This is a genomic window from Ancylobacter rudongensis (assembly GCF_900100155.1).
Classification (GTDB): Bacteria; Pseudomonadota; Alphaproteobacteria; order Rhizobiales; family Xanthobacteraceae; genus Ancylobacter; species Ancylobacter rudongensis.
In genome coordinates, this window is the sequence record NZ_FMTP01000002.1 from 308,707 (window position 1) to 330,819 (window position 22,113).

Below are 22,113 nucleotides of genomic sequence, written 5' to 3' on the forward strand. Positions count from 1 at the left end.
CCCGGCCACCCAGACGTCGGCGTCACCCGGACACTGGGTCCCCGGGTCGCGCCCGGGGATGAGGGAAGGAAGCGAAGGCGACGAAAACGCACCTCACACCAGCATCTTGCCTTCCTCGTCGATGGCCTCGTCCAGCGCCTCGGGATGATCAGGCAGGATCATCTCGTTATGCGGCTTGCCCGACGGGATCATCGGCAGGCAGTTCTCCATCTTGTCGACCAGGCAGTCGAACAGCACCGGACGGTTGACGTTCAGCATCTCCTGGATCGCCCCGTCGAGATCGGCCGGGTTGGAACAGCGAATGCCGACGCCGCCATAGGCCTCGGCCAGCTTGACGAAGTCCGGCAGCGATTCCGAATAGGAATGGGAGTAGCGCCCGCCATGCAGCAGGTCCTGCCACTGCCGCACCATGCCCATATATTCGTTGTTGAGCACGAAGATCTTCACCGGCAGGTTGAACTGCAGCGCCGTCGACATTTCCTGCAGGCACATCTGGATCGAGGCCTCGCCGGCGATGTCGATCACCAGGCTGTCGGGATGGGCCACCTGCGCGCCGATCGCCGCCGGCAGGCCATAGCCCATGGTGCCGAGGCCGCCGGAGGTCATCCAGCGGTTAGGCTCCTCGAAGTGGAAGTGCTGCGCCGCCCACATCTGGTGCTGGCCGACTTCCGTCGTGATGTAGACGTCCTTGTCCTTCACCGCATTGTACAGCGCCCGGACGGCCTGCTGCGGCTTGATGATGCGGTCGGAGGGCTGGAACGCCAGCGACTTGCGGGCCCGCCACTTGTCGATCTGCCCCCACCAGGAGGCGATCGCCTGCCGGTCCGGCTCAGCCTTCATGCCGCGCCACACGGTCAGCATGTCTTCCAGCACATGCTTCACATCGCCGATGATCGGCAGGTCGACCTTGACGTTCTTGTTGATCGAGGACGGGTCGATGTCGATGTGGATCTTCTTCGAGCCCGGCGAGAAGGCGTCGAGGCGGCCGGTGATGCGGTCGTCGAAGCGCGCGCCGACGCACACCATGACGTCGCAATCATGCATAGCCATGTTGGCTTCATAGGTGCCGTGCATGCCCAGCATGCCCAGCCACTGCCGGTCGGAGGCCGGGAAGGCGCCGAGGCCCATCAGCGTCGAGGTGACGGGATAGCCGGACAGCCGGGCGAATTCGCGCAGCAGGCGGCTCGCCTCGGGGCCGGAATTGATCACGCCGCCGCCGGTATAGAGGATCGGGCGCTTGGCCTTGGCCAGCATCTCGACCGCCGTCTTGATCTTCTCCGGGTCGCCCTTCAGCCGCGGCTGATAGGTGCGGTGCTGGATGTTCTCCGGCCCGACATACATGCCCTTGGCGAACTGCACGTCCTTCGGGATGTCGACGACGACGGGACCCGGGCGGCCGTTCTGCGCGACATAGAACGCCTCGTGCATCACGCGGGCGAGGTCGTTGATGTCACGGACGAGGTAGTTGTGCTTGGTGCAGGGCCGGGTGATGCCGACCGTGTCGCACTCCTGGAAGGCGTCCGAGCCGATGAGATGGGTCGGAACCTGGCCGGTGATGCAGACCAGCGGAATGGAATCGAGCAGCGCGTCGGTGAGGCCCGTCACCGCATTGGTGGCGCCGGGGCCGGAGGTGACGAGCACCACGCCCACCTTGCCGGAGGAGCGGGCATAGCCCTCCGCCATGTGCACCGCACCCTGCTCGTGCCGCACGAGAATGTGCTTCACCTGGTTCTGGTGGAACATGGCGTCATAGATCGGCAGCACCGCGCCGCCGGGATAGCCGAACATGTGCTCGACACCCTGATCGATCAGGGCCTGCATCACCATTTCGGCGCCGGTCATCTCGCGCATCATGGTCTTGTTCCTTTTTACGCTCGTCGTCTCTTGCGTCGTTTGCGGAAGGGTCGAGGGAGTGCCAGAAAATCAAAAGGCCCCGTCAGGGGCCATTTCCGCGCGTCACCGTTGAGCGGAGCAGCCGTTAGGCCAACTCCGCGGCGACGCGCCATCCTACGATAAGGGTAATATTCTTGCGCATTGCGGCGCCGCTCCTTCGTAAAGTTGCGCGAGCTGTACAGGGGCCCCGCGCAGGCGTCAAGACACTCGGTGTCCTGAGGCGAAGAATGTAAGGTGATAGCGCACTTTTCGTGGCGGGTGAACGCCGCTATACCGCGCGTGGAAACAGGGAGTTGGCGTTCATGACGCAGATGCGGCTCGTCGTCGTCGGGGCCTCGGGCCGCATGGGCCGGGTGCTGGTGCGCGCCATCAGCGAGGCGCCCGATCTCCTGCTGGTCGGGGCCGTGGACCAGCCCGGCAGCGAATTCCTCGGCCGCGACGCCGGCGAGCTCGCCGGCCTGCCGCCGCTCGGCCTCAAAGTCTCGGACGACCCGCTGACGCTGTTCGCCGCCGCCGACGGGGTGATCGACTTCACCATTCCCGCCGCCAGCGTCGCCTATGCCGCCTTCGCCGCGCAGGCGCGCATCGCGCATGTCATCGGCACGACAGGCTTTTCGCCGGAGGAGGAGGCGCGCATCGCCGCCGCCGCCCGCCATGCCGCCATCGTGCGCTCGGGCAATATGAGCCTCGGCGTCAACCTTCTCTCCGCGCTGGTACGGCGCGTGGCGCGCACGCTCGATCAGGATTTCGACATCGAAATCGTCGAGATGCACCATAACCGCAAGATCGACGCTCCCTCCGGCACCGCGCTGCTGCTGGGCGAGGCCGCCGCGCAGGGGCGCGGGGTCACGCTGGCGGAGAATGGCGTGTTCACCCGCCACGGCCTCACCGGCCCGCGCCAGCCGGGCGATATCGGCTTCGCCACCCTGCGCGGCGGCACGGTGGTGGGCGAGCACAATGTGATCTTCGCCGGCGCCGGCGAGCGGATCGAACTCGCCCACAAGGCCGAGGATCGCGGCATCTTCGCCCGCGGGGCGCTGGCCGCCGCCCGCTGGGCGCGCGGGCGCAAGCCCGGCCTCTATTCCATGACCGATGTCCTCGGCCTCACCGACTTCTGATCGACCCGGAGAACGACCCGATGTCCGAACGCCTTCTCGTCCTCGTGCGCCACGGCCAGAGCGAGTGGAACCTCAAGAACCTGTTCACCGGCTGGCGCGACCCGGATCTCACCGCCCTCGGGGTCGAGGAAGCGAAGAAGGCCGGCGCGCGGCTGAAGGCGGAGGGCTACCAGTTCGACATCGCCTTCACCTCGCAGCTGTCGCGGGCGCAGAAGACGCTGGACCTCGCACTGAATGAGCTTGGCCAGACCGACCTGCCGATCACCCGCGACCTCGCGCTGAACGAGCGCGACTATGGCGACCTGTCCGGCCTCAACAAGGACGATGCCCGGGTGAAATGGGGCGAGGAGCAGGTGCATCTCTGGCGCCGTTCCTATGACGTGCCCCCGCCCGGCGGCGAGAGCCTGAAGGATACGGTGGCCCGCACCCTGCCCTATTACGTCACCGAGATCCTGCCGAAGGTGCTGCAGGGCAACCGGGTTCTGGTCGCCGCCCATGGCAATTCGCTGCGGGCGCTGATCATGGTGCTCGAGAAGCACACGCCCGAGACCATCACCCATCGCGAACTCGCCACCGGCGCGCCTGTTATCTACCGGCTGAAGGCGGATTCGACGGTGGAGAGCATCACCGACCTCGCCGGCTGACCGTGCCGGCTTGCCTCGCGGGCAGACCTTGCCGGCAGATCGCCGGCTTGCCTCCCGGCCGGCGCGCGTCGCCGGCCGGCCTTGCCGCAGACGGAAGCAGACCCATATGAGCGATGTGAAGACGGCTTCCCCCTCCCGGGAACCCACGCGGGACGGCCCGACATGAAGGGGAAAACCGTCATGCGCGGGACCGCCGATCGCATCCGCCACGTCGTCAGCTTCGAGATCATCGCTCTGTCGCTCATCACCCCGCTCGGCGCGTGGGTGTTCGGCGTGCCGATGTTCGACATGGGCGCCATCGGCGCCGGCGCGGCGCTGATCGCCGCCAGCTGGAACTATGTGTTCAATCTCGGCTTCGACCATGCGCTGGCGCGGCTGCGCGGCTCGGTGCGCAAGACGCTGGGGCTGCGCGTCGTACACGCCCTTCTGTTCGAGGCTGGCCTCGTGCTCGTACTGGTGCCTTTCGTCGCCTGGTATCTCGGCGTCGGGCTGGTCGAGGCCTTCCTGATGGACCTCGCCTTGACCGTGTTCTTCCTCGTCTACGCCTTCGCGTTCAACTGGGCCTATGACGCGCTGTTCCCGCTGCCCGAAGCCCGCCATCCGGCCATCGCCGGGCAGCGTTAGAGCGTTTTCGAGCGAAGTGGATACCGGTTCGCGTGAAGAAAACGCGACAAGACAACGAATTAGATCATTCCACCGTTTCAATGAAACAGTGAAATGATCTAGCCCGCGCGGGCGCTCAGCTGCCGCCCCATTCCTTGCACAGCTGCCCCGCCTCCCAGCCGAGAATGGCGCGCTTGCGGGTGAGCCCCCAGTGATAGCCGGTAAGATCGCCGTTCTTGCCGAGCACGCGATGGCACGGCACGACGAAGGACATCGGGTTCTTGCCCACCGCCGCACCGATGGCGCGGGCGGCCTTCGGCTTCTCCACGCATTGCGCGATGCTGGAATAGGTGGTGGCCTTGCCGAGCGGAATGCGCATCAGCGTCTCCCACACCTTCACCTCGAAATCGGTGCCGATGAAGACGATGCGCAGCGGATCGTCCGGGCTCCAGGCGCCGCGATCGAAGATGCGCGCCGCATAGGGGGCGGTGGCCACCGGGTCCTCGATATAGATGGCATTGGGCCAGCGCCGGCGCATGTCGGCCAGCGCCGCGTCCTCTTCGCCCTCATCGGCGAAGGCGAGGCCGCACAGGCCGCGCGGCGTCACCATGGCGAGGGCACTGCCGAAGGGCGAGGCGTGGAAGCCGTAGCGCACCACCAGCCCGGCGCCGCCGGTCTTCCATTCGCCGGGCGACATGGATTCATGCACCACGAACAGATCGTGCAGCCGCCCCGGACCGGAAAGGCCGAGCTCATAGGCGGCATCAAGCACATTGTCGGATTCGGTCAGCACCCGCCGGGCGGCGTCGATCGTCACCGCTTGCAGGAAGTCCTTCGGGGTGAGGCCGCACCAGCGGCGGAACAGCTCGGTCAGCGCGCGCGGATGCACGCCGGAGGCGCGGGCGATCTCCTCCACCTCCGGCTGGTCGCGGAAGCGCAGATTCACATATTCCACCGCGCGGCGCACGATCTCATAATCGGCGGCGGCGATTTCCAGGGGGTGGGCGGCGTCGAGATTGGGCGCGAGCACGGGCGTTCTCCTCAAGCTGGCTGCATCCGACCACGCCCGCCAGCCCCGGGCCACCCGATTTCGACGGAACCGTCAGACCACCGAGCGCGCCACCCCACGCTTGGCCTCGGCCAGCGCCCGGGCCAGGTTCTCCGCCAGTTCCTCGCGCTGCGCCGTGTGCAGGAAGCTGCCGACCACATAGGGCCGGCCGCGCATCTCCAGCGCCAGCCGCTGCACGCCGAAATCCTCGATCTCGTCGCAGGTCAGCCGGGTCCAGAGCGGGTTCAGCTCCTCCCGGTACTCAGTGCCATCCGCCGCGACATGGCGCAGCCGGATGACGCTCGGCGTCACAGTGATTTCCTCGCAGGCGCGGGCGGCGCGGAAATTCAGCCGGAAACCCCACCAGATGGCGAGAACGTCGAGCCCGAACAGGCCGAACACCGGCCATGCCCCCATCATCAGAAAGGCGAGGCCGCAGACAAAGCTGATGCCGGCGACGATGCACATCACCACCAGAAAGCCGCGCGGCCCGAGCGAGCGATGGGGCTGGTAGCGCACGGAAAACAGTTCCGGCTCGTCGAAGCCGGCGCTCTCATTCGGGGAGGCGGTATTGGCAGCGCTCATGGGCGGGCATTATAGGTCGAAAATGGCGGATGAGGACAAGGATTCGGTGCGTCGTAACGCGCGCCCGCGAACGCGGCCGGCGGCGAAGGCCGGCCCGCGCGACGGCACCTCCGCGCGCCGCGCCAAGGCCTCGGAAAAGGTGCCCGACGGCGCCAAGGTCAAGGTCAGCACGGTCAAGGTCAGCACGGCCAAGGTCGGCAGGCCGAAGGCGAGCACCTCCAAGACCAGCCCGGCCCGGGCGGTGCTGGAGGCGCAGGCCGCCACCCGCCCCGCCCGCCGGCGCGCGGTGGCCAATGCGGCGGCCGCCGCGCTGGGCGGCGCCTTCCGTCCGTGGAGCCATGAGGAGATCGCCACCGCCTTCGCCCGCTTCGAGGCGGCCAACCCGCACCCGGAGGGCGAACTCGACTATCACGACCCGTTCACCCTGCTGGTCGCGGTGGTGCTCTCGGCGCAGGCGACCGATGTCGGCGTCAACAAGGCGACGCGCGGCCTGTTCAAAGCCGCCCCGACCCCGCAGGCGATGGTGGCGCTGGGTGAGGAGGGCGTGGCCCAGCACATCCGCACCCTCGGCCTTTATCGCGGCAAGGCGAAGAACGTGGTCGAGCTCTCCCGCCGCCTCATCGCCGAGCATGGCGGGCAGGTGCCGGCCGACCGCGCGGCGCTGGAGACGCTGCCCGGCGTCGGCCGCAAGACCGCCAATGTCGTGCTCAACATCGCCTTCGGCCTGCCGACCATCGCCGTCGACACCCATCTGTTCCGCATCGCCAACCGCACCGGGCTGGCGCCGGGCAAGACGCCACTGGAGGTGGAACTGGGGCTGGAGCGGACGATTCCCGAACGCTTCCTGCTGCACGCCCATCACTGGCTGATCCTGCACGGGCGCTATGTCTGCAAGGCACTCAAGCCCGACTGCTCGCGCTGCCTGATCGCCGATCTCTGCCGCTGGCCGGAAAAGACCCCGGCCTGAGCCTCAGCCCTGCCGGGAGAGCCGCTTGTGCAGCCGCACCATGAAGATGGTGGCGAAGACCGGGGTGATCAGGTTGAGGATCGGCACCGACACCACGGCGGCGATCACCAGCCCGCCGAGAAAGACGCCGACGCCATGGTGCCGGCGCATCAGCGCCACCTCGTCCTCGCTGCGGTAGCGCATCGCCGCGAGCTGGAAATATTCCCGCCCGAGCAGATAGCCATTGGCGACATAGAACACGACGAGGTTCACCCCCGGCACCAGCAGCAGCAGCAGCGCGACGAGGTTCACCGCCAGCATCACGCCGAAGAATTTCAGCGTCAGCACCAGCGAGCGGCCGATCGGCAGCGCCTGCCCTTCCGGCTCCAGCGGGAAATCGGTGCGCTCCACCTGCGCGGCGACATCGTCGAGGAAAAGCCCGGCCACCAGCGAGGTCACGGGCGGAACCAGGAAGATCGCGCCGATGAAGATGCCGAAGGCGGCGAGGATATCGACCGTGATCTCCGCCCAGCGCAGATCCAGCGTCACGAAATAGGTCAGCGCGTAATGCGCGCCGATGCCCAGCGCGACCAACAGACCGATGGCGAGGCCGACGGAGCGCAGCAGCACCCGGCGATAGGCCGGCGAAAAGGTCTGGGCGAAAGCCGTGATCGCGTCCCGCAGCATCAAAGTTCCCCTCTGGCGACCGCACGTAAGTAGGGCGCGCCGCCCGATCTCTCAAGGCAATGACGCAAGGTCGGCCGCCGGCGCGGGCGATCGAGGCCCTTGCATTCCTGCACCGAGCCGTGAGTCCCGATTCGTTCTCCCCTGAACAAAACATGATTCACGCCAAGCGCTTAGCCGGCATCGGCGCGCGCGGACCGATCCGGCGGCGCCGCAGCTTCGCCCGATGGGCCGGGCGTGCTAGCCTGCGCGCCTCACCGCTTGAGTGCTTGCCGCATGACCCGACCGCGCCACCCCGGCACGCTGAACCGCCGCCATTTCCTCGCCGCCGCTTCCGCCGCGCTGCTGCCCGCGCCCGCCCTCGCCCAGACCGGCGCGAGCGATGTCGAGGTCGTCATCATCGGCGGCGGCGCCGCTGGCATCGCCGCGGCACGGCGCATTGCCGAGGCCAAGCGCTCCTATGTGCTGCTGGAGGCCTCGCCGAGGCTGGGCGGCCGGGCTCGGACCGAGGATGCCTTCGGCCTCAGGGTCGATCTCGGCGCGGGGGGCTTTGCCCGCAGCGAAGGCACGCTCGCCGCCAGCGCGCAGGGCGCCGGGCAGACGCTGATCGCCCTGCCCTCCGGGCGCCGCCTGTTCGCCCATGGCCGCGAGGTGCGCGAGAGCGCCTATGACGCCTTCGCATCGGCGCTCGGCACGGCGCGGCGCGACATGCTGACATCGGTCGATGGCGGCAAGGATATCGCCGCCGCGCAGGCACTCGCCAACGCGCCGCCGCCGGCCAAGGGCACGCCCGGAGCGAATGGCCCCTGGGCCGCCACGGTGGCGCAGTTCCTCGGCCCGCTGGGCTGCGGGCGATCGCTCGCCACCCTCTCCGCGCTCGATCTCGCCCGCCGCGACGCCCCGCCGGACGACACCACGAGCCCGGCCGGAATCGGCACGCTGATGGAGGGCCTCGGCGCCTGGCTCAATGTGCAGAAGGACGCGCCGGTCACGCTCGTCACCCATGGCGGGCGCTTCCACAGCGTTTCGGTGCGCGGGCAGCGCACGCCGATCCGGGCGCGCGCCATCGTGCTGGCGGTGCCGGCGCCGGTGCTGGCGGCCGGGGCGATCCGCTTCAATCCCGGCCTGCCGGCGCGCCTCGTCACAGCGCTGCGGGCAATCCCCGCCGGGCATCTCGAACAGGTGGCGTTCCTGCTTCCCGGCAATCCGCTGGCGCTGCAGCCCAATGAAGCCGTGCTGACGGCGGCCGGCACCGCCCCACCCGCCTTGCTGCGCGGCCGGATCAATGGCAGCGACCTGCATGTCCTCACCTTTGGCGACGCCCCCGCGCGGACCATTGCCGAAAAGGGCGCGGCGGCGGCGCTGCCGTTGGCGCGCGACTGGCTGCGGGCGAATTTCCCCACGGCGGAGGCGGTGGTATCGGAGGTCGTGGCCTCGAACTGGGGGCAGGACCCGCTGGTCCGCGGCGCGCTCAGTGCCGCCCTGCCCGGCCAGGGCGCGCAGCGCCGCGTCTTTGCCGATACGGTGCAGAACCGGATCTTCCTCGCCGGCGAGTATGTGCCTGTCAGCGGCTGGGGCACGCTGGGCGGCGCTTGGGCCTCCGGCGAGGCCGCCGCCACCCGGGCGCTGCGCCTGTTCGGCGACGGGCCGGCGTAAGGCGCGACGGACGACGAGCCCGGAAGATCATTCCACCATCGAAAACAGTTCCGTGCTTACGGACAGTTCTATCCCAATTGTGTAATATAATTTAATATTGTCGACGATATATTTTGAAACTAAATTCAGACTTCCCTTGTTGTCTGCACGGACGATGCTGAAGATTTCCTGAACGCGTCTTTCCTTGTGAGCATCACGTGCAGAATATACAGAAGAATATTATCCGACTTAACGCCCGCCTCATCGGCGTTGGCATGCTTACCGCCTGCTTGATGGTGGCGGTTCCGGCTTACGCGACGGGCGGCGGCTCCGGTGATGGTGGTTCCAGCGATGGCGGCGGCGGCGACAGCGGCGGCGGCGGATCGCCCGGTGGCGGTTCCGGCGGCGGCGACAACAGCTCCCCGGGCGGTGACGGCGGCGGTACTCCCGGTGGTGATGGCGGCACGCCCGGTGGCGGCGGCGAGACTCCCGGTGGGGGTGGCGAGACTCCGGGCGGCGAGGCTCCCGGTGGCGAGGCTCCCGATGGCGAAGCTCCGGGCGGCGAGGCTCCGGGCGGCGAGACCCCCGGTGGCGAGACTCCCGGCGGAGAAACTCCCAACACCGAAACGCCCGCTACCGAAACGCCGGGCGGCACGACCGGAACGACGCCGGGCAGTTCCTCGTCCAAGACCGATCGCAGGCAAAAAGGCGAACAGTGTGCCGAAGTGATGGCCCGCCCGGGCAGCTTCGATGCCACCGTGGTCAAGTACTGCCGCGACCGGGCCAGCTGACCCGCACCCGCCCCCTCACGGGGGCGGGACCGGTGGCTCGCCACCACCGTCCGGACCGGACCGGGCCCGGACATCGACGATTTCCGAGCGAACCGAAACAAGACGTGGATCCCCGGGCCAAGCCCGGGGGATAGCGTCTATCGCCTCAGCCGCGCAGCGTGGCGCCGGTCTTCTTCGTCACTTCGGCGACGATCCTAGCCGCCACCGCGTCGATCTCGGCATCGGTCAGCGTCTTCTCGCGCGGCTGCAGCGTCACCGAGAGCGCCACCGACTTCTTGTCGGCGTCGATCCCCGGCCCCTCATAGAGGTCGAACACGTTCACCCCGGCGATCAGCTTGCGGTCGACGCCGGCAGCCGCCTTCACCATGTCACCCGCCGCCACATGGCGCGGCACGACGAAGGCGAAGTCGCGTTCGACCGGCTGGAAGGCGGCAAGCTCCAGCAGCGGCTTGACCCGCGTCGCCTTGGCCTTCGGTTCGGGAATGCGGTCGAGCAGGATCTCGAACCCGACCAGCGGCGACTTGCCGTCCCCGGCCGCGTCCAGTGCCTCCAGCACCGAGGGGTGCAGCTCGCCGAAATGGCCGATCACATTGGGCCCGAGCCGGAACGTGCCGGAGCGGCCGGGGTGGAACCATTCCGGGGCATCGGTCGAGATCTGAAGGTTCGCCACCGGCGCGCCGCAGGCGGCGAGCAGCGCCAGCGCATCGGCCTTGGCGTCGAACGCGTCGACCGCGCCCGCCTTGCCGGCCCAGTGCCGCCCGGCGCCCGAAGGCTTGGCGCTGGCCCGGCGCAGCCCGGTGGCGGCGATGAACTGGTCCTGCGGCCGGTCGCCCTTGAACACCTGGCCGAGCTCGAACAGCGCCACGTCACCGAAACCGCGATCGGCATTGGCCTGCGCCGCGCGGACAAGGCCCGGCAGCAGGCTGGGGCGCATGTCGGAGAGGTCGGCGGCGATCGGGTTGGCCAGCGCCAGCGTCGCGCTGCCGCCGCCGAACAGTTCCGCCTGCGCCTTCGGCACGAAGGACCAGGTGACGGCCTCCACCAGCCCGCGCGCCGCCAGCGCCCGCTTGCCCTTGCGGGTGCGCAGCTGCAGCGTGGTCAGCACCGGCTTGCGGGCCGTCTCGTCGCGCGGGAAGGGAAGCGAGGGCACGCGGTCGAGGCCGGCGATGCGGATCACCTCCTCCACCAGATCGGCCTTGCCCTCGATATCGCCGCGCCAGCTGGGCGGCGTCACCTCTACCGTGCCGCCCGTGCCCGCAACGGAGAAGCCGAGCCGGCGCAGGATCGCCACCTGCTCGTCGTCCTCGGCCACCAGCCCGGTCAGCTTCTCGGTCAGGGCGAGCGGAAACGCGATCACCCGCGTGGTGTCCGGGATCGTTCCGGCCAGCACCACCTCGGACGGCTCGCCGCCGCACAAATCGAGAATGAGCTTGGTCGCCAGTTCCAGCCCCGGCAGGGTGAAGGCCGGGTCGATGCCGCGCTCGAAGCGGAAGCGCGCATCCGAGTTCAGCCCCAGCTTGCGGCCGGTCTGGGCGATGTTGATCGGCTCCCAGAGCGCGGATTCGACCAGCACATCGACGGTCGCCTCGTCGCAGCCCGATTCCTCGCCGCCCATCACGCCGGCGAGCGATTCCACCGCCCGGTCGTCGGCGATGACGCACATGGTCTCATCAAGCCCATAGGTCTTGCCGTCGAGCGCCAGCAGGCTCTCGCCCGCCATGGCGCGGCGCACGACGAGGTTGCCCTGCACCTTGGCGGCGTCGAACACATGCAGCGGGCGGTTCTGGTCGAGGGTCAGAAGGTTGGTGATGTCCACCAGCGCGTTGATCGGGCGCAGGCCGACGGCGCGCAGCTTGGCCTGCAGCCAGTCCGGCGAGGGGCCGTTCTTCACCCCGCGCACCAGCCGCAGCGCGAAGGCCGGGCATGGCGCGTCCTCCGCGATCGTCACCGAGACCGGGCACGGGAACACGCCCGGCACCGGGGCAATCTCGTCCTCGACCAGCGTGCCGAGCCCGGCGGCGGCGAGGTCGCGGGCGATGCCGTGCACGCCGAGCGCATCGGCCCGGTTCGGCGTCACCGCGATCTCGATCACCGGGTCGTCAAGGCCGATCCAGTCGACATAGGTCGCGCCAATGGGGGCATCCTCGGGCAGGTCGAGAATGCCGTCATGGTCTTCCGAGAGCTGCAGCTCGGCGGCCGAGCACAGCATGCCCCGGCTCTCGACGCCGCGAATGGTGCCGATGCCTAGCGTCATGTCCTTGCCGGGAACATAGGTGCCGGGCGGGGAGAACACGCTCTTCATGCCGGTGCGGGCGTTCGGCGCGCCGCACACCACCTGCACCGGATCGCCGGCGCCGGTGTCGACCATGCACACGCGCAGCTTGTCGGCATTGGGGTGCTGAACGGCGGAGACGACATAGGCGATGGTGAAGCCGCGCAGCTTGGCCGCCTTGTCCTCGACGCCTTCGACTTCCAGTCCGATGCGGTTGAGCGCGCCGGTCACGTCGTCGAGCGAATAGTCACCGGAAAGGTGCTCGCGCAGCCAGGAGAGGGTGAATTTCATGGGAGTGCCCTACCGTTCCGCTCGTTCATTTGCTCTGGGCGTGGCTGGCCCAGGTGTAGCCCTTCTCGCCCGTCCCGCCGCCGGGCCAGGCAAGGGGCACGTCGTCGGCGGCCACCAGAAACTCGAAGCCGATATTCCGCTTCTTCGCCGAATCGCCATCGCTCTTGCGATAGTCGAGGATCTTGCCCTGGCGATAGGACCTGTCGGCGCGCGAGCCGTGCAGCGCCAGCTTGCCGCCCGCATTCATGCTCTTGATGACCTCGTCCTCGGGCACGACCCAGGAGCCGGTCCAGAAGAAGCCCTCGCCATCGGTGCTGACGCCGCGGTCATTCTCGCAGACGAAATGGAACACTGAGACATAGTCCCGCGCCGCACGCTTGCCGGGTGAAGAGGTCGAGGAGGTGCCGGCCGGCTTCTTCACCGGGCCGCGCGTGGCCAGAACCTCTTCGCACTGCGCCGCCAGCGCGTCGGCACCGCGCGCCTGCGCATTGGCGAGCAGCTGCTTGAGCTGCGCCGTCTCCATTGCCGTGAGTCGTTCGATCGACCAGACGGGTGCCTTGCTCACGCGCTCAGCCCTCCCGCCAGTGTCGGGAAGTCGAGCGGGCGGAAGCCGTAATGGGCGAGCCAGCGTGCATCCGCCTCAAAGAAGGCGCGCAGGTCCGGCATGCCGTATTTCAGCATGGCGATGCGGTCGATGCCCATGCCCCAGGCGAAGCCCTGATACTCGTCCGGGTCCAGCCCGCAATTCCTCAACACATTCGGGTGCACCATGCCGCAGCCGAGAATCTCCAGCCAGTCCGAGCCCTCGCCGAAGCGGATCTCGCCCGGGCGCGAGCGGTCGCACTGGATGTCGACCTCCATCGACGGCTCGGTGAAGGGGAAGAAGGACGGGCGGAACCGCATCTTCACATTGTCCACCTCGAAGAACGCCTTGCAGAACTCTTCGAGAATCCACTTCAGGTGGCCGAGATTGGAGCCCTTGTCGATGACCAGCCCTTCCACCTGGTGGAACATCGGCGTGTGGGTCTGGTCGCTGTCCGAGCGATAGGTGCGACCGGGGCAGATGACGCGGATCGGCGGCTTGTTGGCCAGCATGGTGCGCACCTGCACCGGCGAGGTGTGGGTGCGCAGCACGAGGCGCGAGCCGTCCTCGCGTGTCGGCAGGTAGAAGGTGTCGTGCATCTCGCGCGCCGGGTGCCCCTCGGGGAAGTTCAGCGCGGTGAAATTGTGGAAGTCGTCCTCGATGTCCGGCCCTTCCGCCACCGCGAAGCCCATATCGGCGAAGATGGCGGTGAGTTCGTCGATCACCTGGCTGATCGGGTGCAGGCGGCCCTGTTCGGCGGGCGTCTCGCGCACCGGCAGGGTGACGTCGACGCGCTCGGTCTCCAGGCGCTTGGCCAGCGCGACGGCCTTGAGTTCGGTGCGGCGGGCGCCCAGCGCCTCATTGAGCCGGTCGCGCAGGCCGTTGATCGCCGGGCCGGCGCTCTTGCGCTCGTCCGGGCTCATGCTGCCCAGGCTCTTCAGCAGCTCGGAAACCGAGCCCTTCTTGCCGAGGGCGGCGACGCGGATCGTCTCCAGCGCCGGCTCGTCGGCCGCCGCCGCAATGCCGGCGGTCAGCTCGCGGTCCAGCGCGTCGAGATCGGGAAGGGCAGCAACAGACATGAATCGACCTCGACGGCAATGCGATGTGGACAGAAGGGAAGAGGCGGAACGGAGGCCATGACCTCCGCCCGCCTGCCGTCATCCTGAGGCGCGAACGCAGTGAGCCTCGAAGGATGTTCATCTGGGACGACATCCTTCGAGGCCCCGCCCACGCGGGGCACCTCAGGATGACGGCGCGAGAGGATGACAGCACCTGACCCGCGGTGTCTTAGCCGAGCTACACCAACGCGAAAAGCCCCAACGCTCGCGCGCGGGGCTTCTCGATTTTGGTCTCGGCACTGCCGAAAGATCAGGCGGCCTGCTTTTCCGCTGCGGCGCTCTCAAGCGCCGCCTTGGCCTGCTCGACCAGCGCCGCGAAGGCGGCGGGCTCGTGGATGGCGATATCCGAGAGCACCTTGCGGTCGACTTCGATCCCGGCCTTGCTGAGACCGTCGATAAAGCGGCCATAGGTGAAGCCGAGCTCGCGGGTCGCGGCGTTGATACGCTGGATCCAGAGCGCGCGGAAATTACGCTTCTTAACCTTACGGTCGCGATAGGCGTATTGCTGCGCCTTCTCGACGGCCTGCTTGGCGATGCGGATGGTGTTCTTGCGGCGGCCATAATAGCCCTTCGCCGCCTTGAGCACCTTTTTGTGCTTGGCGTGAGAAGTTACGCCGCGCTTGACACGTGCCATGGGAATTTCTCCTGGGACTGGCTAAGGCTGGCGTCAGCCGTTGGGCAGAAAGAACTTGCGAACGTTGAAGGCATCACGCTCGGACATGACCGTGGTGCCACGCTGGTCGCGGATCTGCTTGTTGGTGCGCTTGATCATGCCATGGCGCTTATTGGCCTGGGCCATGATCACCTTGCCGGTTCCGGAGAGCTTGAAGCGCTTCTTCGCTCCGGACTTGGTCTTCATCTTGGGCATTTGGCTCGATCTCCACGGCCGGCGGCGCTCCCGCGAGGGGATGTCCCGGCCCAATCTAGTGTGAGCGTTCGAACCGCCACGGCAGCCCTTGTAGCCGGGCGGTTCTTGAAGGCCGCACCCTCTACAGGAGCGGCGCGATTATTTCAAGGGTGCGACAGTGATGCCCGGCCGTATTCCCCGGGCATCGCGCCGCTCTGCGCGGCAGCGCGGACCCGGCGGAAGCCGCCGGGCGTCCCGCGCCGGCTCTCAATTGGCGCAGTTGGGGGACCCCTTGATGCAAGGGCCCCGCACCTGACCGGGCTTCTGCCCCTGCTGCGGCTGGCCCTGCGGCGGACGCTGGCCCTGCTGCGGCGGACGGCCCTGCTCAGGACGACCACCACCGGAAGGACGGCCCTGCTCGGGACGGCCGCCGCCCGGAGGACGCCCCTGCTCAGGGCGGCCACCACCCGGCGGACGGCCGGCATTGGGACCTCCCGGCCCCCCCGGACCACCCCAACCCGGGCCGCCGGGATTACCCGGACCGCCCGGACGCCCGGGATTACCGGGATTGCCCGGACCACCGGGACCGCCCGGCTTGCCTGGACCGCCCCAGCCGGGACCACCAGGTCCGCCCGGACCTCCGGGCCCCCCCGGATTGCCGGGACCACCGGGGCCGCCGGGCTTGCCCGGTCCACCCCAGCCGGGACCGCCAGGTCCGCCCGGACCTCCGGGACCGCCCGGCTTGCCCGGACCGCCCCAGCCGGGGCCACCCGGATTGCCCGGCCCACCGGGCTTGCCCGGTCCACCCCAGCCGGGACCACCAGGTCCGCCCGGCTTGCCTGGGCCGCCCCAACCGGGATGGCCCGGCCCCCAGTTTGGCGGACGGGGGCCCCACCCTCCGGGAGGCGGAGGACCCCAGCCACCCGGAGGCGGCGGGCCCCAGCCCGGTCCCGGACGCGGGCCGGGATAGGGGCCCGGCCGGTAGGGCGGGCCCCAGCGGTCATAGGTCGAATACCAGGGGCGGCCGCGATAGTAGGTTCCCCAGTAATCATTGAAGCTGAAAGCGACGATCGGCACGCCGATGGTGGGCGCGTAATCGTAGAATTCCACGCGCCGGCCGCGATAATCCGTCTCGATATAGGCCGCCGCGACCCAGCCGCGCACATCGTCCACCGCCACGTCGCACCAGCTATAGTCGCTGAGGCAGCCGAAAATGGTGAGCGGCGCGCCCTCGCCCAGCACGACCACCACCGGGTAATCCGTGCCGGGCCCGGCCCGCAAATTTACATTCGTCGTCACATAACCGCGGTCCTGCGCCACCGCGGCCCCCGCAAGCGCCAGCCACAGCAGGGCGCCCGCCACCAGACTTTTCATTGAAAACTCCCCAAACGCCGCCATTTTACGGCAACGCCGACCAAAACTGAGGGAACCCGCCAGTTGAGGCGGATTCATGTCTGCCGCAGCTCGGCGCCTACGGCAACGCTCCTTTATTTCCGGCGGCTGTCGCCAAGCCCTCCGCGCCACCTGCCACAGCGTCACGTTGCGCGGGCCGGGCGAAGCGGACAGGATGCGCCCGCGTCGCCCCGCGCGGCGGCGCCCGCCCCTTGCACATCTTCTCCCACGGAAAGCGCCTCATGTCGTTCGGCACCTTGCTCGAAGCCTTCCTTCTCGGCCTGCTGGAAGGCTTTACCGAGTTCCTGCCCGTCTCCTCCACCGGGCACATCCTGCTGGCCGGCCATTTCCTCGGCTTCGAAAGCGAAGGCAAGGTGTTCGAGGTCGTCATCCAGCTCGGCGCGATTCTCGCCCTTGTCGTGGTCTATTTCCAGCGATTCCTGAAGGTGCTGCTGACACTGCCGTCGAGCCCGCGCTCGCGCAACTTCGTCCTCGGCATCCTCGTCGCCTTCCTGCCGGCGGCGGTTATCGGCGCCTTCGCCCATGGCTTCATCAAGGAGGTGCTGTTCGAAACGCCGGCGCTGATCTGCATCATGCTGATTCTCGGCGGCATCGTGCTGCTGTGGGTCGATACGTTGAAGATGAAGCCGGCCTATGAGGACGCCATGGCCTTCCCACCGAAGCTGGCGCTGAAGATCGGCTTCATCCAGTGCCTCGCCATGATTCCCGGCGTGTCGCGCTCGGGCTCCACCATTGTCGGCGGGCTGCTGCTGGGGGCCAGCAAGCCGGCGGCGGCGGAATTCTCGTTCTTCCTCGCCCTGCCGACCATGACCGGCGCCTTCGCCTATGACCTCTACAAGAATCACGACGCGCTCAACGCCGACGACACGGCCCTGATCGTGGTCGGCTTCATTGCCGCCTTCATTGCCGCGCTGGCGGTGGTGCGCAGCCTCATCGCCTTCGTCTCCCGCCACGGCTTCGCGCCCTTCGGCTGGTGGCGCATCGGCGTGGGCGGCGCCGGGCTGGTGGCGCTGGCGCTGGTCGGCTGAGGCAAGCCGGGACGCATGAAAAAGCCGCCGGCGCGGGCGCGTCGGCGGCTTTTCTATACCCCGTATCGGAAGATCAGGCCGCTTCCGGCCGGGAGAACTGGCCGGCCTTGCGGTAGCGCCAGAGATAGCCCGGCAGTATGGCGCCGAGCGCGGTGGGCGCAATGCCCAGCCCTTCCAGCGTGCGCCCCTCGGCCTTGGCGGCCTCCGAGACCACATTGTCATAGCCGAGCAGCCGCACCTGGTCGCGGGTGAGCAGCGGGTTCGGCAGCATTTCGAGCAGGCGGGCATTGAACGAGGCCAGCCCCGACGGCATCGGCACCAGCAGGCGCTTGCGGTCGATCTCGGCCAGCAGCAGTTCCATCAGCTGCTTGAAGGTCTTCACTTCCGGCCCGCCCAGCTCATAGACCGTGCCCGGCCGCGCCTGCCCGTCCACCGCTTTGGCGAAGGCGTCAGCGACATCACCGACAAAGACCGGCTGGAAGCGGGTTCCGCCGCCGCCGATCAGCGGCAGCGCCGGGGAAAGCCGCGCCATGGCGGCGAAGCGGTTGAAGAAATCATCCTCCGGCCCGAACACGATGGACGGGCGCATCACCACGGCGCCGGGCACCGTCTCCAGCGCCGCCGCCTCGCCCGCCGCCTTGCTGCGGGCATAGAAGGCTTCCGAATCGGCGCTGGCGCCGATGGCGGAGGCGTGGATCAGCCGCGCGCCGACTTCCCGGGCCGCCAGCGCCACCTGCTTGGCGCCGAAGGCGTGCACCGCCTCGAAGCTCTGGCGGCCACTCTCATGCAGCACGCCGACGAGGTTGATCACCACCTCCGCGCCTTCCGCCGCCCGCAGCACCGAGGCGGGGTAGCGCAGATTGGCCTGGACGGGGATGATCTGCCCCACCGCGCCCAGCGGCTGCAGATGGCCGGCGAGATCGGGCCGGCGCACCGCCACCCGCACCCGCCAGCCCAGCCGCGCCAGCGCGCGCACCACATGGCGGCCGACAAAGCCCGAGCCGCCATAGACCGTCACCAGCCGTTCCATCGGCGCGGCCCGGCGCACCAGCGCGGCCTCGCTCTCCAGCGGCAATTCCCTCGTGGTGTCGACCATGTGACGTCTCCCGGCCCGGCATTGGCATGCCACGACGATTAGCGCGCCGCTGCGGCAGCGTCCAGCGTCCGCGCGCGCCGGCATGCCGGGCTTTTGCGCGCACCGCCCCCCGAGGGCCGGCGCGCGGCGCGCATGGGACCGGCGCGGGACCGGGCGAGGGAGATTTCCACCGCTTCGTGGCATCTCGGGCGAAAGGTGCGTTGACAAGAGGGAGTCCACACGACTATCTCTCGCCGCCGTGCCGCAAGGCACATGCCCAGGTGGCGGAATTGGTAGACGCGCACGGTTCAGGTCCGTGTGGGTAACACCGTGGAGGTTCGAGTCCTCTCCTGGGCACCATTTAACCGTCGCAGACGGTTCGGGGACTACCGAAAAGCCGCTGGAACCCTTTGGTTTCGGCGGCTTTTTCGTTTGCGACCGTCCGAAGCGATCCGTTGGCATCCAGTGCTTTGTAGGCAATGACAACTCCGCGTTGTTTCCATCACCCCTCCGAAGGCCTCTGCAACTCTGCCACCTTCTTCTTCAGCGCCTTCATTTCCTCGAAGCGCGGCGTGATGTCCCGCAGCACGGCCACCATGCCGGTCACCTTGCCGGCCTCGTCCTTGAGCAGGGCGATGGTGAATTCGAGCGAGATCCGCCGCCCGTCCCGGGTGAGGCCGGGCACGGAAAGCATGTCGCCGGCGCCATAGCGGCTTTGGCCGGAGGCGACGGTCTCGCGGTATCCCTCCCAGTGCCGCGCGCGGAACGGCTCGGGAATGATGATGTCGAGCGAGCTTCCAAGAGCCTCCTGCTCGGTGAAACCGAAGATGCGCTCGGCGCCCGGGTTCCACAGCGTGATCGCGCCCTCGGCGTCGCTGGCGACGACGGCATCGGCCGGGCTGTCGATCAACGCGTCGCCGATCGCCTGGCGCGCAATGCCCGCACCGGCGCGCGAGCGGCGGGCCGCCACAGTGGGAGCCGTAGGTGGAGCCGAGGGCGGGGCCGACGCGGACTCGTCGAACAGGTCTTCCACCGCTCCGAAGAACTCGTAATGGAGGCGCTCGGCAGGAACGCCTGATGTGGCGAGGCCCGGCACGAAGCTCCTGAGGAAGGCCCGTGGGCCGCAGAGGAAGTAATCGGCTTCGGCGATCGGGGAATGCGTTTGCAGCCAGTCCAGCGTCAAATGTCCGGCGATGTCGAAGTCTCGCCCGGCAACCTCCTCCTTGCCTGCCCGCGTATGGAAGAAGGTTGTCTCAGCCCCCACAGCGGCGGCAAGCGCGCGCACAGGCTCGCGGAAGGCGTGGGTCGCGTTGCTCTGCGTGCAATGAACGAACTGCAGGGGGAGCCTGCGGTTCGCGGCGGCAAGGGCCTCGAGCATCGCCACCATCGGCGTCAGCCCAACGCCGGCGCTCAGCAGGACGAGGGGGCGCTCATCGCCTGTGGGGAGCACGAAGGCGCCGGCCGGTGGCGCGATGTCGAGGATCGTGCCCACGACCGCTTCGTCGTGCAGCCATGTCGACACCCTCCCCTCCGGCTCGCGTTTCACCGAGATACGGTAGGTCTCGCCATTCGGCGCGGACGAGATGGTGTAGTTGCGCTTCTGCCGGCCCGCGGCGCCGATATCGGCGAACAGCGTCAGATGCTGGCCGGCGACATGTGGGGCGGGCGGCTCTTTGTCGAGCGGGCGCAGCACGAACGAGGTGATGACCTCGCTCTCCTTGCGGCGGCTCTCGATCGCGAAGGGTCGCACCGCCTTGCCTAGTGCGCGTTCATGACTGTCTGTTTTCGCGCCATTTTCGGTCATGCTTGCCTCCACTTTAATCATGTATATGATATACAAGTATCAGCGGACTGGAAACTGTCCAGACAGGCGGCCATGCAACTGACACGCTATTCCGACTACGCCCTGCGCGCGCTGCTGTACCTCGCGGCCCGCAACGACAGGCTCTGCGCGATTTCCGAGATCGCGGCCGCTTATTCCATTTCGCAGAACCATCTGGTCAAAGTCCTGCACGACCTCGGAAAAGCCGGCTATGTCGCGAGCGTGCGCGGCCGGACCGGCGGCTACCGGCTGGCGCGGCCTGCCAGCGAGATTCGCATCGGCGCATTGCTGCGTCACACCGAGGATGATGTCGATCTGGTCGATTGCGGCGGCTGCGCGTTGTCGGGCGGCTGCGGCGTGTCGCCCGTGCTGGACGAGGCGATGGCGGCTTTTTTCGCTGTGCTGGACAATTACACCCTCGCCAGTGTTGTGGAGCGCAAACACGGCTTCCAGCACCTGATCCTGTCTCTCGGCGCCGGCGCTCCGAGGGAGAGGATAGCATGAGCGTCGACATTCCCCCGTCGTTGATCGCCGCTCAGCTCTGGAGTTCAGCCGGACGGCTGCCGATCCATGTCGCGCAGGTCCGGCCGTGAAACCCTTACGCCCTAACGACATTTCCGAGGTCATCGTGTCCGAAAGCTCCCGCCTGAAACTGTTTCGGCCCATCCTGGCGGGCGCGAATCTGCGTGACCGAACGCTGGCGTGCACAGGCGCCTTGGCCGGCATCGCGCTGACTGGACTGATCTGCGGATTCGCCGCGACCGACGGGCAGCAGGCGCTGTGGCTGGTGCCACCCATGGGCGCCTCGGCCGTGCTTCTGTTCGCCGTGCCCGCCAGCCCGATGGCGCAGCCCTGGCCGGCGATCGGCGGCAACACCCTTTCCGCACTGGTCGGGCTATTGGTCGCTCATACGATGCCGCTTTCGGCGCTTTCCGCCGGCCTGGCGGTGGGTGCCGCGATTGGCCTGATGTCGCTTCTGCGCTGCCTGCATCCGCCGGGCGGGGCGGCCGCCCTCGTGGGTCTCTTCGCGGGCGCGTCCTCAAGCTACGCTTTCCCGCTTCTTCCGGTCGGGCTCAACGCGGTCGTTCTTGTCGCCTCGGCCTGGATCTATCACCGCTTTTCCGGGCACTCCTATCCCCATGTCGCCGCGCCGCCCGCCAAGGCGAAGAACGAACTGCCGTGGACATTCAGCCGCACCGATCTGGCCGCCGCCCTCGATCGGACCGGGGAGACCTTCGACATCGACGTGAACGACCTTGAGCGGCTGCTGCGCGAGATGGAGCAGAAAGCGCTGGCGCGTTCCTATCGGGACCTCACCTGCGCCGACATCATGCACGCAGGCGTCGTTGCCGCCCCCCTCGCCATGCCGCTGGATGAGGTGCGCGCGCTGCTCGTCCAGCACGATGTGCGCCGCTTGCCCCTCCTCGACGACGACGGACGAATTGTCGGCGCGATCGGGCTGCGGGAACTCGCGACCCCCGGCGAGGCGCTCGAGGTACTGATGACCGCCGCCGTTACCGCATCGCCGGAAACGCCGGCCGTCGGTCTCCTCGACCGCTTCGCCGTTGACGGCGCCCACGCGGTCTTCATCGTCGACGCGGCAGGTCGCCCGCTGGGGGTCGTGACAGAGGCGGATTGGCTGGCCGTATTGCGACGCGGCTTGGCGTGAAACGGGACCGAGCCGCTCCGCATCGCGCCTCCCCGACCCCGCAGCAAT

At 68.2% G+C, this 22,113-nt stretch carries 21 protein-coding genes and 1 tRNA gene; 10 read left to right on the plus strand and 12 right to left on the minus strand.

What is annotated here, in order from left to right:
• Positions 1-93: 93 nt before the first annotated feature.
• Positions 94-1,854: an acetolactate synthase 3 large subunit gene (locus BLO63_RS06450; protein ID WP_091437931.1), complete on the minus strand. Its 1,761-nt coding sequence runs from the start codon at positions 1,852-1,854 to the stop codon at positions 94-96.
• Positions 1,855-2,204: 350 nt separating this feature from the next.
• Between BLO63_RS06450 and dapB the strand changes: the two genes are divergently transcribed.
• From dapB to BLO63_RS06465, 3 genes are all read left to right on the plus strand, one after another.
• Entirely contained in the window at positions 2,205-3,011 is an 807-nt protein-coding gene (gene dapB, locus BLO63_RS06455) for a 4-hydroxy-tetrahydrodipicolinate reductase (protein WP_091438778.1), read from the plus strand.
• Positions 3,012-3,031: 20 nt separating this feature from the next.
• Positions 3,032-3,655, plus strand: coding sequence for a 2,3-bisphosphoglycerate-dependent phosphoglycerate mutase (locus BLO63_RS06460; protein WP_091437934.1), 624 nt, complete (start codon positions 3,032-3,034; stop codon positions 3,653-3,655).
• Positions 3,656-3,835: 180 nt separating this feature from the next.
• Positions 3,836-4,279 carry a PACE efflux transporter gene (locus BLO63_RS06465; RefSeq protein WP_091437936.1) on the plus strand — a complete coding sequence of 148 codons (444 nt, stop codon included), beginning with the start codon at positions 3,836-3,838 and terminating at the stop codon, positions 4,277-4,279.
• Between the two features lie 115 nt (positions 4,280-4,394).
• Here BLO63_RS06465 and BLO63_RS06470 read toward each other — a convergent pair whose 3' ends face one another.
• Both BLO63_RS06470 and BLO63_RS06475 read right to left on the minus strand, forming a co-directional pair.
• On the minus strand, positions 4,395-5,288 hold the full coding sequence (locus BLO63_RS06470; protein WP_091437937.1) for a methylated-DNA--[protein]-cysteine S-methyltransferase: 894 nt from the start codon (positions 5,286-5,288) through the stop codon (positions 4,395-4,397).
• Positions 5,289-5,360: 72 nt separating this feature from the next.
• The gene (locus tag BLO63_RS06475; protein WP_091437940.1) at positions 5,361-5,891 is read right to left on the minus strand and encodes a DUF2244 domain-containing protein; all 531 of its coding nucleotides are present in this window, start codon (positions 5,889-5,891) and stop codon (positions 5,361-5,363) included.
• 22 nt (positions 5,892-5,913) lie between these two features.
• Between BLO63_RS06475 and nth the strand changes: the two genes are divergently transcribed.
• The gene (gene nth, locus BLO63_RS06480; RefSeq protein ID WP_244517678.1) at positions 5,914-6,858 is read left to right on the plus strand and encodes an endonuclease III; all 945 of its coding nucleotides are present in this window, start codon (positions 5,914-5,916) and stop codon (positions 6,856-6,858) included.
• 3 nt (positions 6,859-6,861) lie between these two features.
• On the opposite strand, the gene BLO63_RS06485 is transcribed toward nth, so the two are convergent.
• Complete coding sequence (locus BLO63_RS06485; protein WP_091437942.1) at positions 6,862-7,524, minus strand: sulfate transporter family protein; 663 nt, start codon at positions 7,522-7,524, stop codon at positions 6,862-6,864.
• Between the two features lie 273 nt (positions 7,525-7,797).
• Between BLO63_RS06485 and BLO63_RS06490 the strand changes: the two genes are divergently transcribed.
• Both BLO63_RS06490 and BLO63_RS20920 read left to right on the plus strand, forming a co-directional pair.
• Positions 7,798-9,177 carry a flavin monoamine oxidase family protein gene (locus BLO63_RS06490; RefSeq protein ID WP_091437944.1) on the plus strand — a complete coding sequence of 460 codons (1,380 nt, stop codon included), beginning with the start codon at positions 7,798-7,800 and terminating at the stop codon, positions 9,175-9,177.
• 197 nt (positions 9,178-9,374) lie between these two features.
• Positions 9,375-9,947 (plus strand): hypothetical protein, encoded by a 573-nt coding sequence (locus BLO63_RS20920; RefSeq protein ID WP_143007057.1) that lies wholly within the window; start codon positions 9,375-9,377, stop codon positions 9,945-9,947.
• 145 nt (positions 9,948-10,092) lie between these two features.
• Here the strand turns inward: BLO63_RS20920 and pheT are convergent, their stop codons facing one another.
• The 6 genes from pheT to BLO63_RS06520 form a co-directional block, all read right to left on the minus strand.
• Positions 10,093-12,510, minus strand: a complete 2,418-nt coding sequence (gene pheT, locus BLO63_RS06495) for a phenylalanine--tRNA ligase subunit beta (protein ID WP_091437947.1) — start codon at positions 12,508-12,510, stop codon at positions 10,093-10,095.
• 25 nt (positions 12,511-12,535) lie between these two features.
• Entirely contained in the window at positions 12,536-13,075 is a 540-nt protein-coding gene (locus BLO63_RS06500) for a hypothetical protein (RefSeq protein WP_244517680.1), read from the minus strand.
• A complete protein-coding gene (gene pheS / locus BLO63_RS06505) occupies positions 13,072-14,172 on the minus strand; it encodes a phenylalanine--tRNA ligase subunit alpha (RefSeq protein ID WP_091437952.1) in 1,101 nt (366 codons plus the stop codon). The genes BLO63_RS06500 and pheS overlap by 4 nt, the downstream gene beginning before the upstream one ends.
• A gap of 289 nt (positions 14,173-14,461) precedes the next feature.
• Entirely contained in the window at positions 14,462-14,845 is a 384-nt protein-coding gene (gene rplT, locus BLO63_RS06510; protein ID WP_018389391.1) for a 50S ribosomal protein L20, read from the minus strand.
• Positions 14,846-14,878: 33 nt separating this feature from the next.
• On the minus strand, positions 14,879-15,079 hold the full coding sequence (gene rpmI / locus BLO63_RS06515) for a 50S ribosomal protein L35 (RefSeq protein ID WP_091437955.1): 201 nt from the start codon (positions 15,077-15,079) through the stop codon (positions 14,879-14,881).
• A 246-nt stretch (positions 15,080-15,325) separates the two neighbouring features.
• Positions 15,326-16,432, minus strand: a complete 1,107-nt coding sequence (locus BLO63_RS06520) for an SH3 domain-containing protein (RefSeq protein ID WP_205409275.1) — start codon at positions 16,430-16,432, stop codon at positions 15,326-15,328.
• A gap of 260 nt (positions 16,433-16,692) precedes the next feature.
• Here BLO63_RS06520 and BLO63_RS06525 point away from each other — a divergent pair, with 260 nt between their 5' ends.
• Positions 16,693-17,499, plus strand: coding sequence for an undecaprenyl-diphosphate phosphatase (locus tag BLO63_RS06525; protein ID WP_091437959.1), 807 nt, complete (start codon positions 16,693-16,695; stop codon positions 17,497-17,499).
• A 73-nt stretch (positions 17,500-17,572) separates the two neighbouring features.
• Here BLO63_RS06525 and BLO63_RS06530 read toward each other — a convergent pair whose 3' ends face one another.
• Complete coding sequence (locus tag BLO63_RS06530; protein ID WP_091437962.1) at positions 17,573-18,595, minus strand: complex I NDUFA9 subunit family protein; 1,023 nt, start codon at positions 18,593-18,595, stop codon at positions 17,573-17,575.
• 254 nt (positions 18,596-18,849) lie between these two features.
• On the opposite strand from BLO63_RS06530, the gene BLO63_RS06535 reads away from it, so the two are divergent.
• A tRNA-Leu gene (locus BLO63_RS06535) sits at positions 18,850-18,934 on the plus strand.
• Between the two features lie 142 nt (positions 18,935-19,076).
• On the opposite strand, the gene BLO63_RS21480 is transcribed toward BLO63_RS06535, so the two are convergent.
• Positions 19,077-20,378, minus strand: a complete 1,302-nt coding sequence (locus tag BLO63_RS21480) for a PAS domain S-box protein (protein WP_162841773.1) — start codon at positions 20,376-20,378, stop codon at positions 19,077-19,079.
• Between the two features lie 72 nt (positions 20,379-20,450).
• On the opposite strand from BLO63_RS21480, the gene BLO63_RS06545 reads away from it, so the two are divergent.
• Complete coding sequence (locus tag BLO63_RS06545) at positions 20,451-20,900, plus strand: RrF2 family transcriptional regulator (protein ID WP_091437966.1); 450 nt, start codon at positions 20,451-20,453, stop codon at positions 20,898-20,900.
• 124 nt (positions 20,901-21,024) lie between these two features.
• Positions 21,025-22,065 (plus strand): HPP family protein, encoded by a 1,041-nt coding sequence (locus tag BLO63_RS06550; protein WP_244517682.1) that lies wholly within the window; start codon positions 21,025-21,027, stop codon positions 22,063-22,065.
• The last annotated feature ends 48 nt before the right edge of the window (positions 22,066-22,113 follow it).

Coding starts and splice junctions, on each gene's coding strand:
- BLO63_RS06450 (WP_091437931.1), bottom strand. CDS start 1,854: ATGATGCGCGAGATGACCGGCGCCGAAATGGTGATGCAGGCCCTGATC.
- dapB (WP_091438778.1), top strand. CDS start 2,205: ATGCGGCTCGTCGTCGTCGGGGCCTCGGGCCGCATGGGCCGGGTGCTG.
- BLO63_RS06460 (WP_091437934.1), top strand. CDS start 3,032: ATGTCCGAACGCCTTCTCGTCCTCGTGCGCCACGGCCAGAGCGAGTGG.
- BLO63_RS06465 (WP_091437936.1), top strand. CDS start 3,836: ATGCGCGGGACCGCCGATCGCATCCGCCACGTCGTCAGCTTCGAGATC.
- BLO63_RS06475 (WP_091437940.1), bottom strand. CDS start 5,891: ATGAGCGCTGCCAATACCGCCTCCCCGAATGAGAGCGCCGGCTTCGAC.
- nth (WP_244517678.1), top strand. CDS start 5,914: ATGGCGGATGAGGACAAGGATTCGGTGCGTCGTAACGCGCGCCCGCGA.
- BLO63_RS06485 (WP_091437942.1), bottom strand. CDS start 7,524: ATGCTGCGGGACGCGATCACGGCTTTCGCCCAGACCTTTTCGCCGGCC.
- BLO63_RS06490 (WP_091437944.1), top strand. CDS start 7,798: ATGACCCGACCGCGCCACCCCGGCACGCTGAACCGCCGCCATTTCCTC.
- pheT (WP_091437947.1), bottom strand. CDS start 12,510: ATGAAATTCACCCTCTCCTGGCTGCGCGAGCACCTTTCCGGTGACTAT.
- pheS (WP_091437952.1), bottom strand. CDS start 14,172: ATGTCTGTTGCTGCCCTTCCCGATCTCGACGCGCTGGACCGCGAGCTG.
- rplT (WP_018389391.1), bottom strand. CDS start 14,845: ATGGCACGTGTCAAGCGCGGCGTAACTTCTCACGCCAAGCACAAAAAG.
- rpmI (WP_091437955.1), bottom strand. CDS start 15,079: ATGCCCAAGATGAAGACCAAGTCCGGAGCGAAGAAGCGCTTCAAGCTC.
- BLO63_RS06520 (WP_205409275.1), bottom strand. CDS start 16,432: ATGAAAAGTCTGGTGGCGGGCGCCCTGCTGTGGCTGGCGCTTGCGGGG.
- BLO63_RS06525 (WP_091437959.1), top strand. CDS start 16,693: ATGTCGTTCGGCACCTTGCTCGAAGCCTTCCTTCTCGGCCTGCTGGAA.
- BLO63_RS06530 (WP_091437962.1), bottom strand. CDS start 18,595: ATGGTCGACACCACGAGGGAATTGCCGCTGGAGAGCGAGGCCGCGCTG.
- BLO63_RS21480 (WP_162841773.1), bottom strand. CDS start 20,378: ATGACCGAAAATGGCGCGAAAACAGACAGTCATGAACGCGCACTAGGC.
- BLO63_RS06545 (WP_091437966.1), top strand. CDS start 20,451: ATGCAACTGACACGCTATTCCGACTACGCCCTGCGCGCGCTGCTGTAC.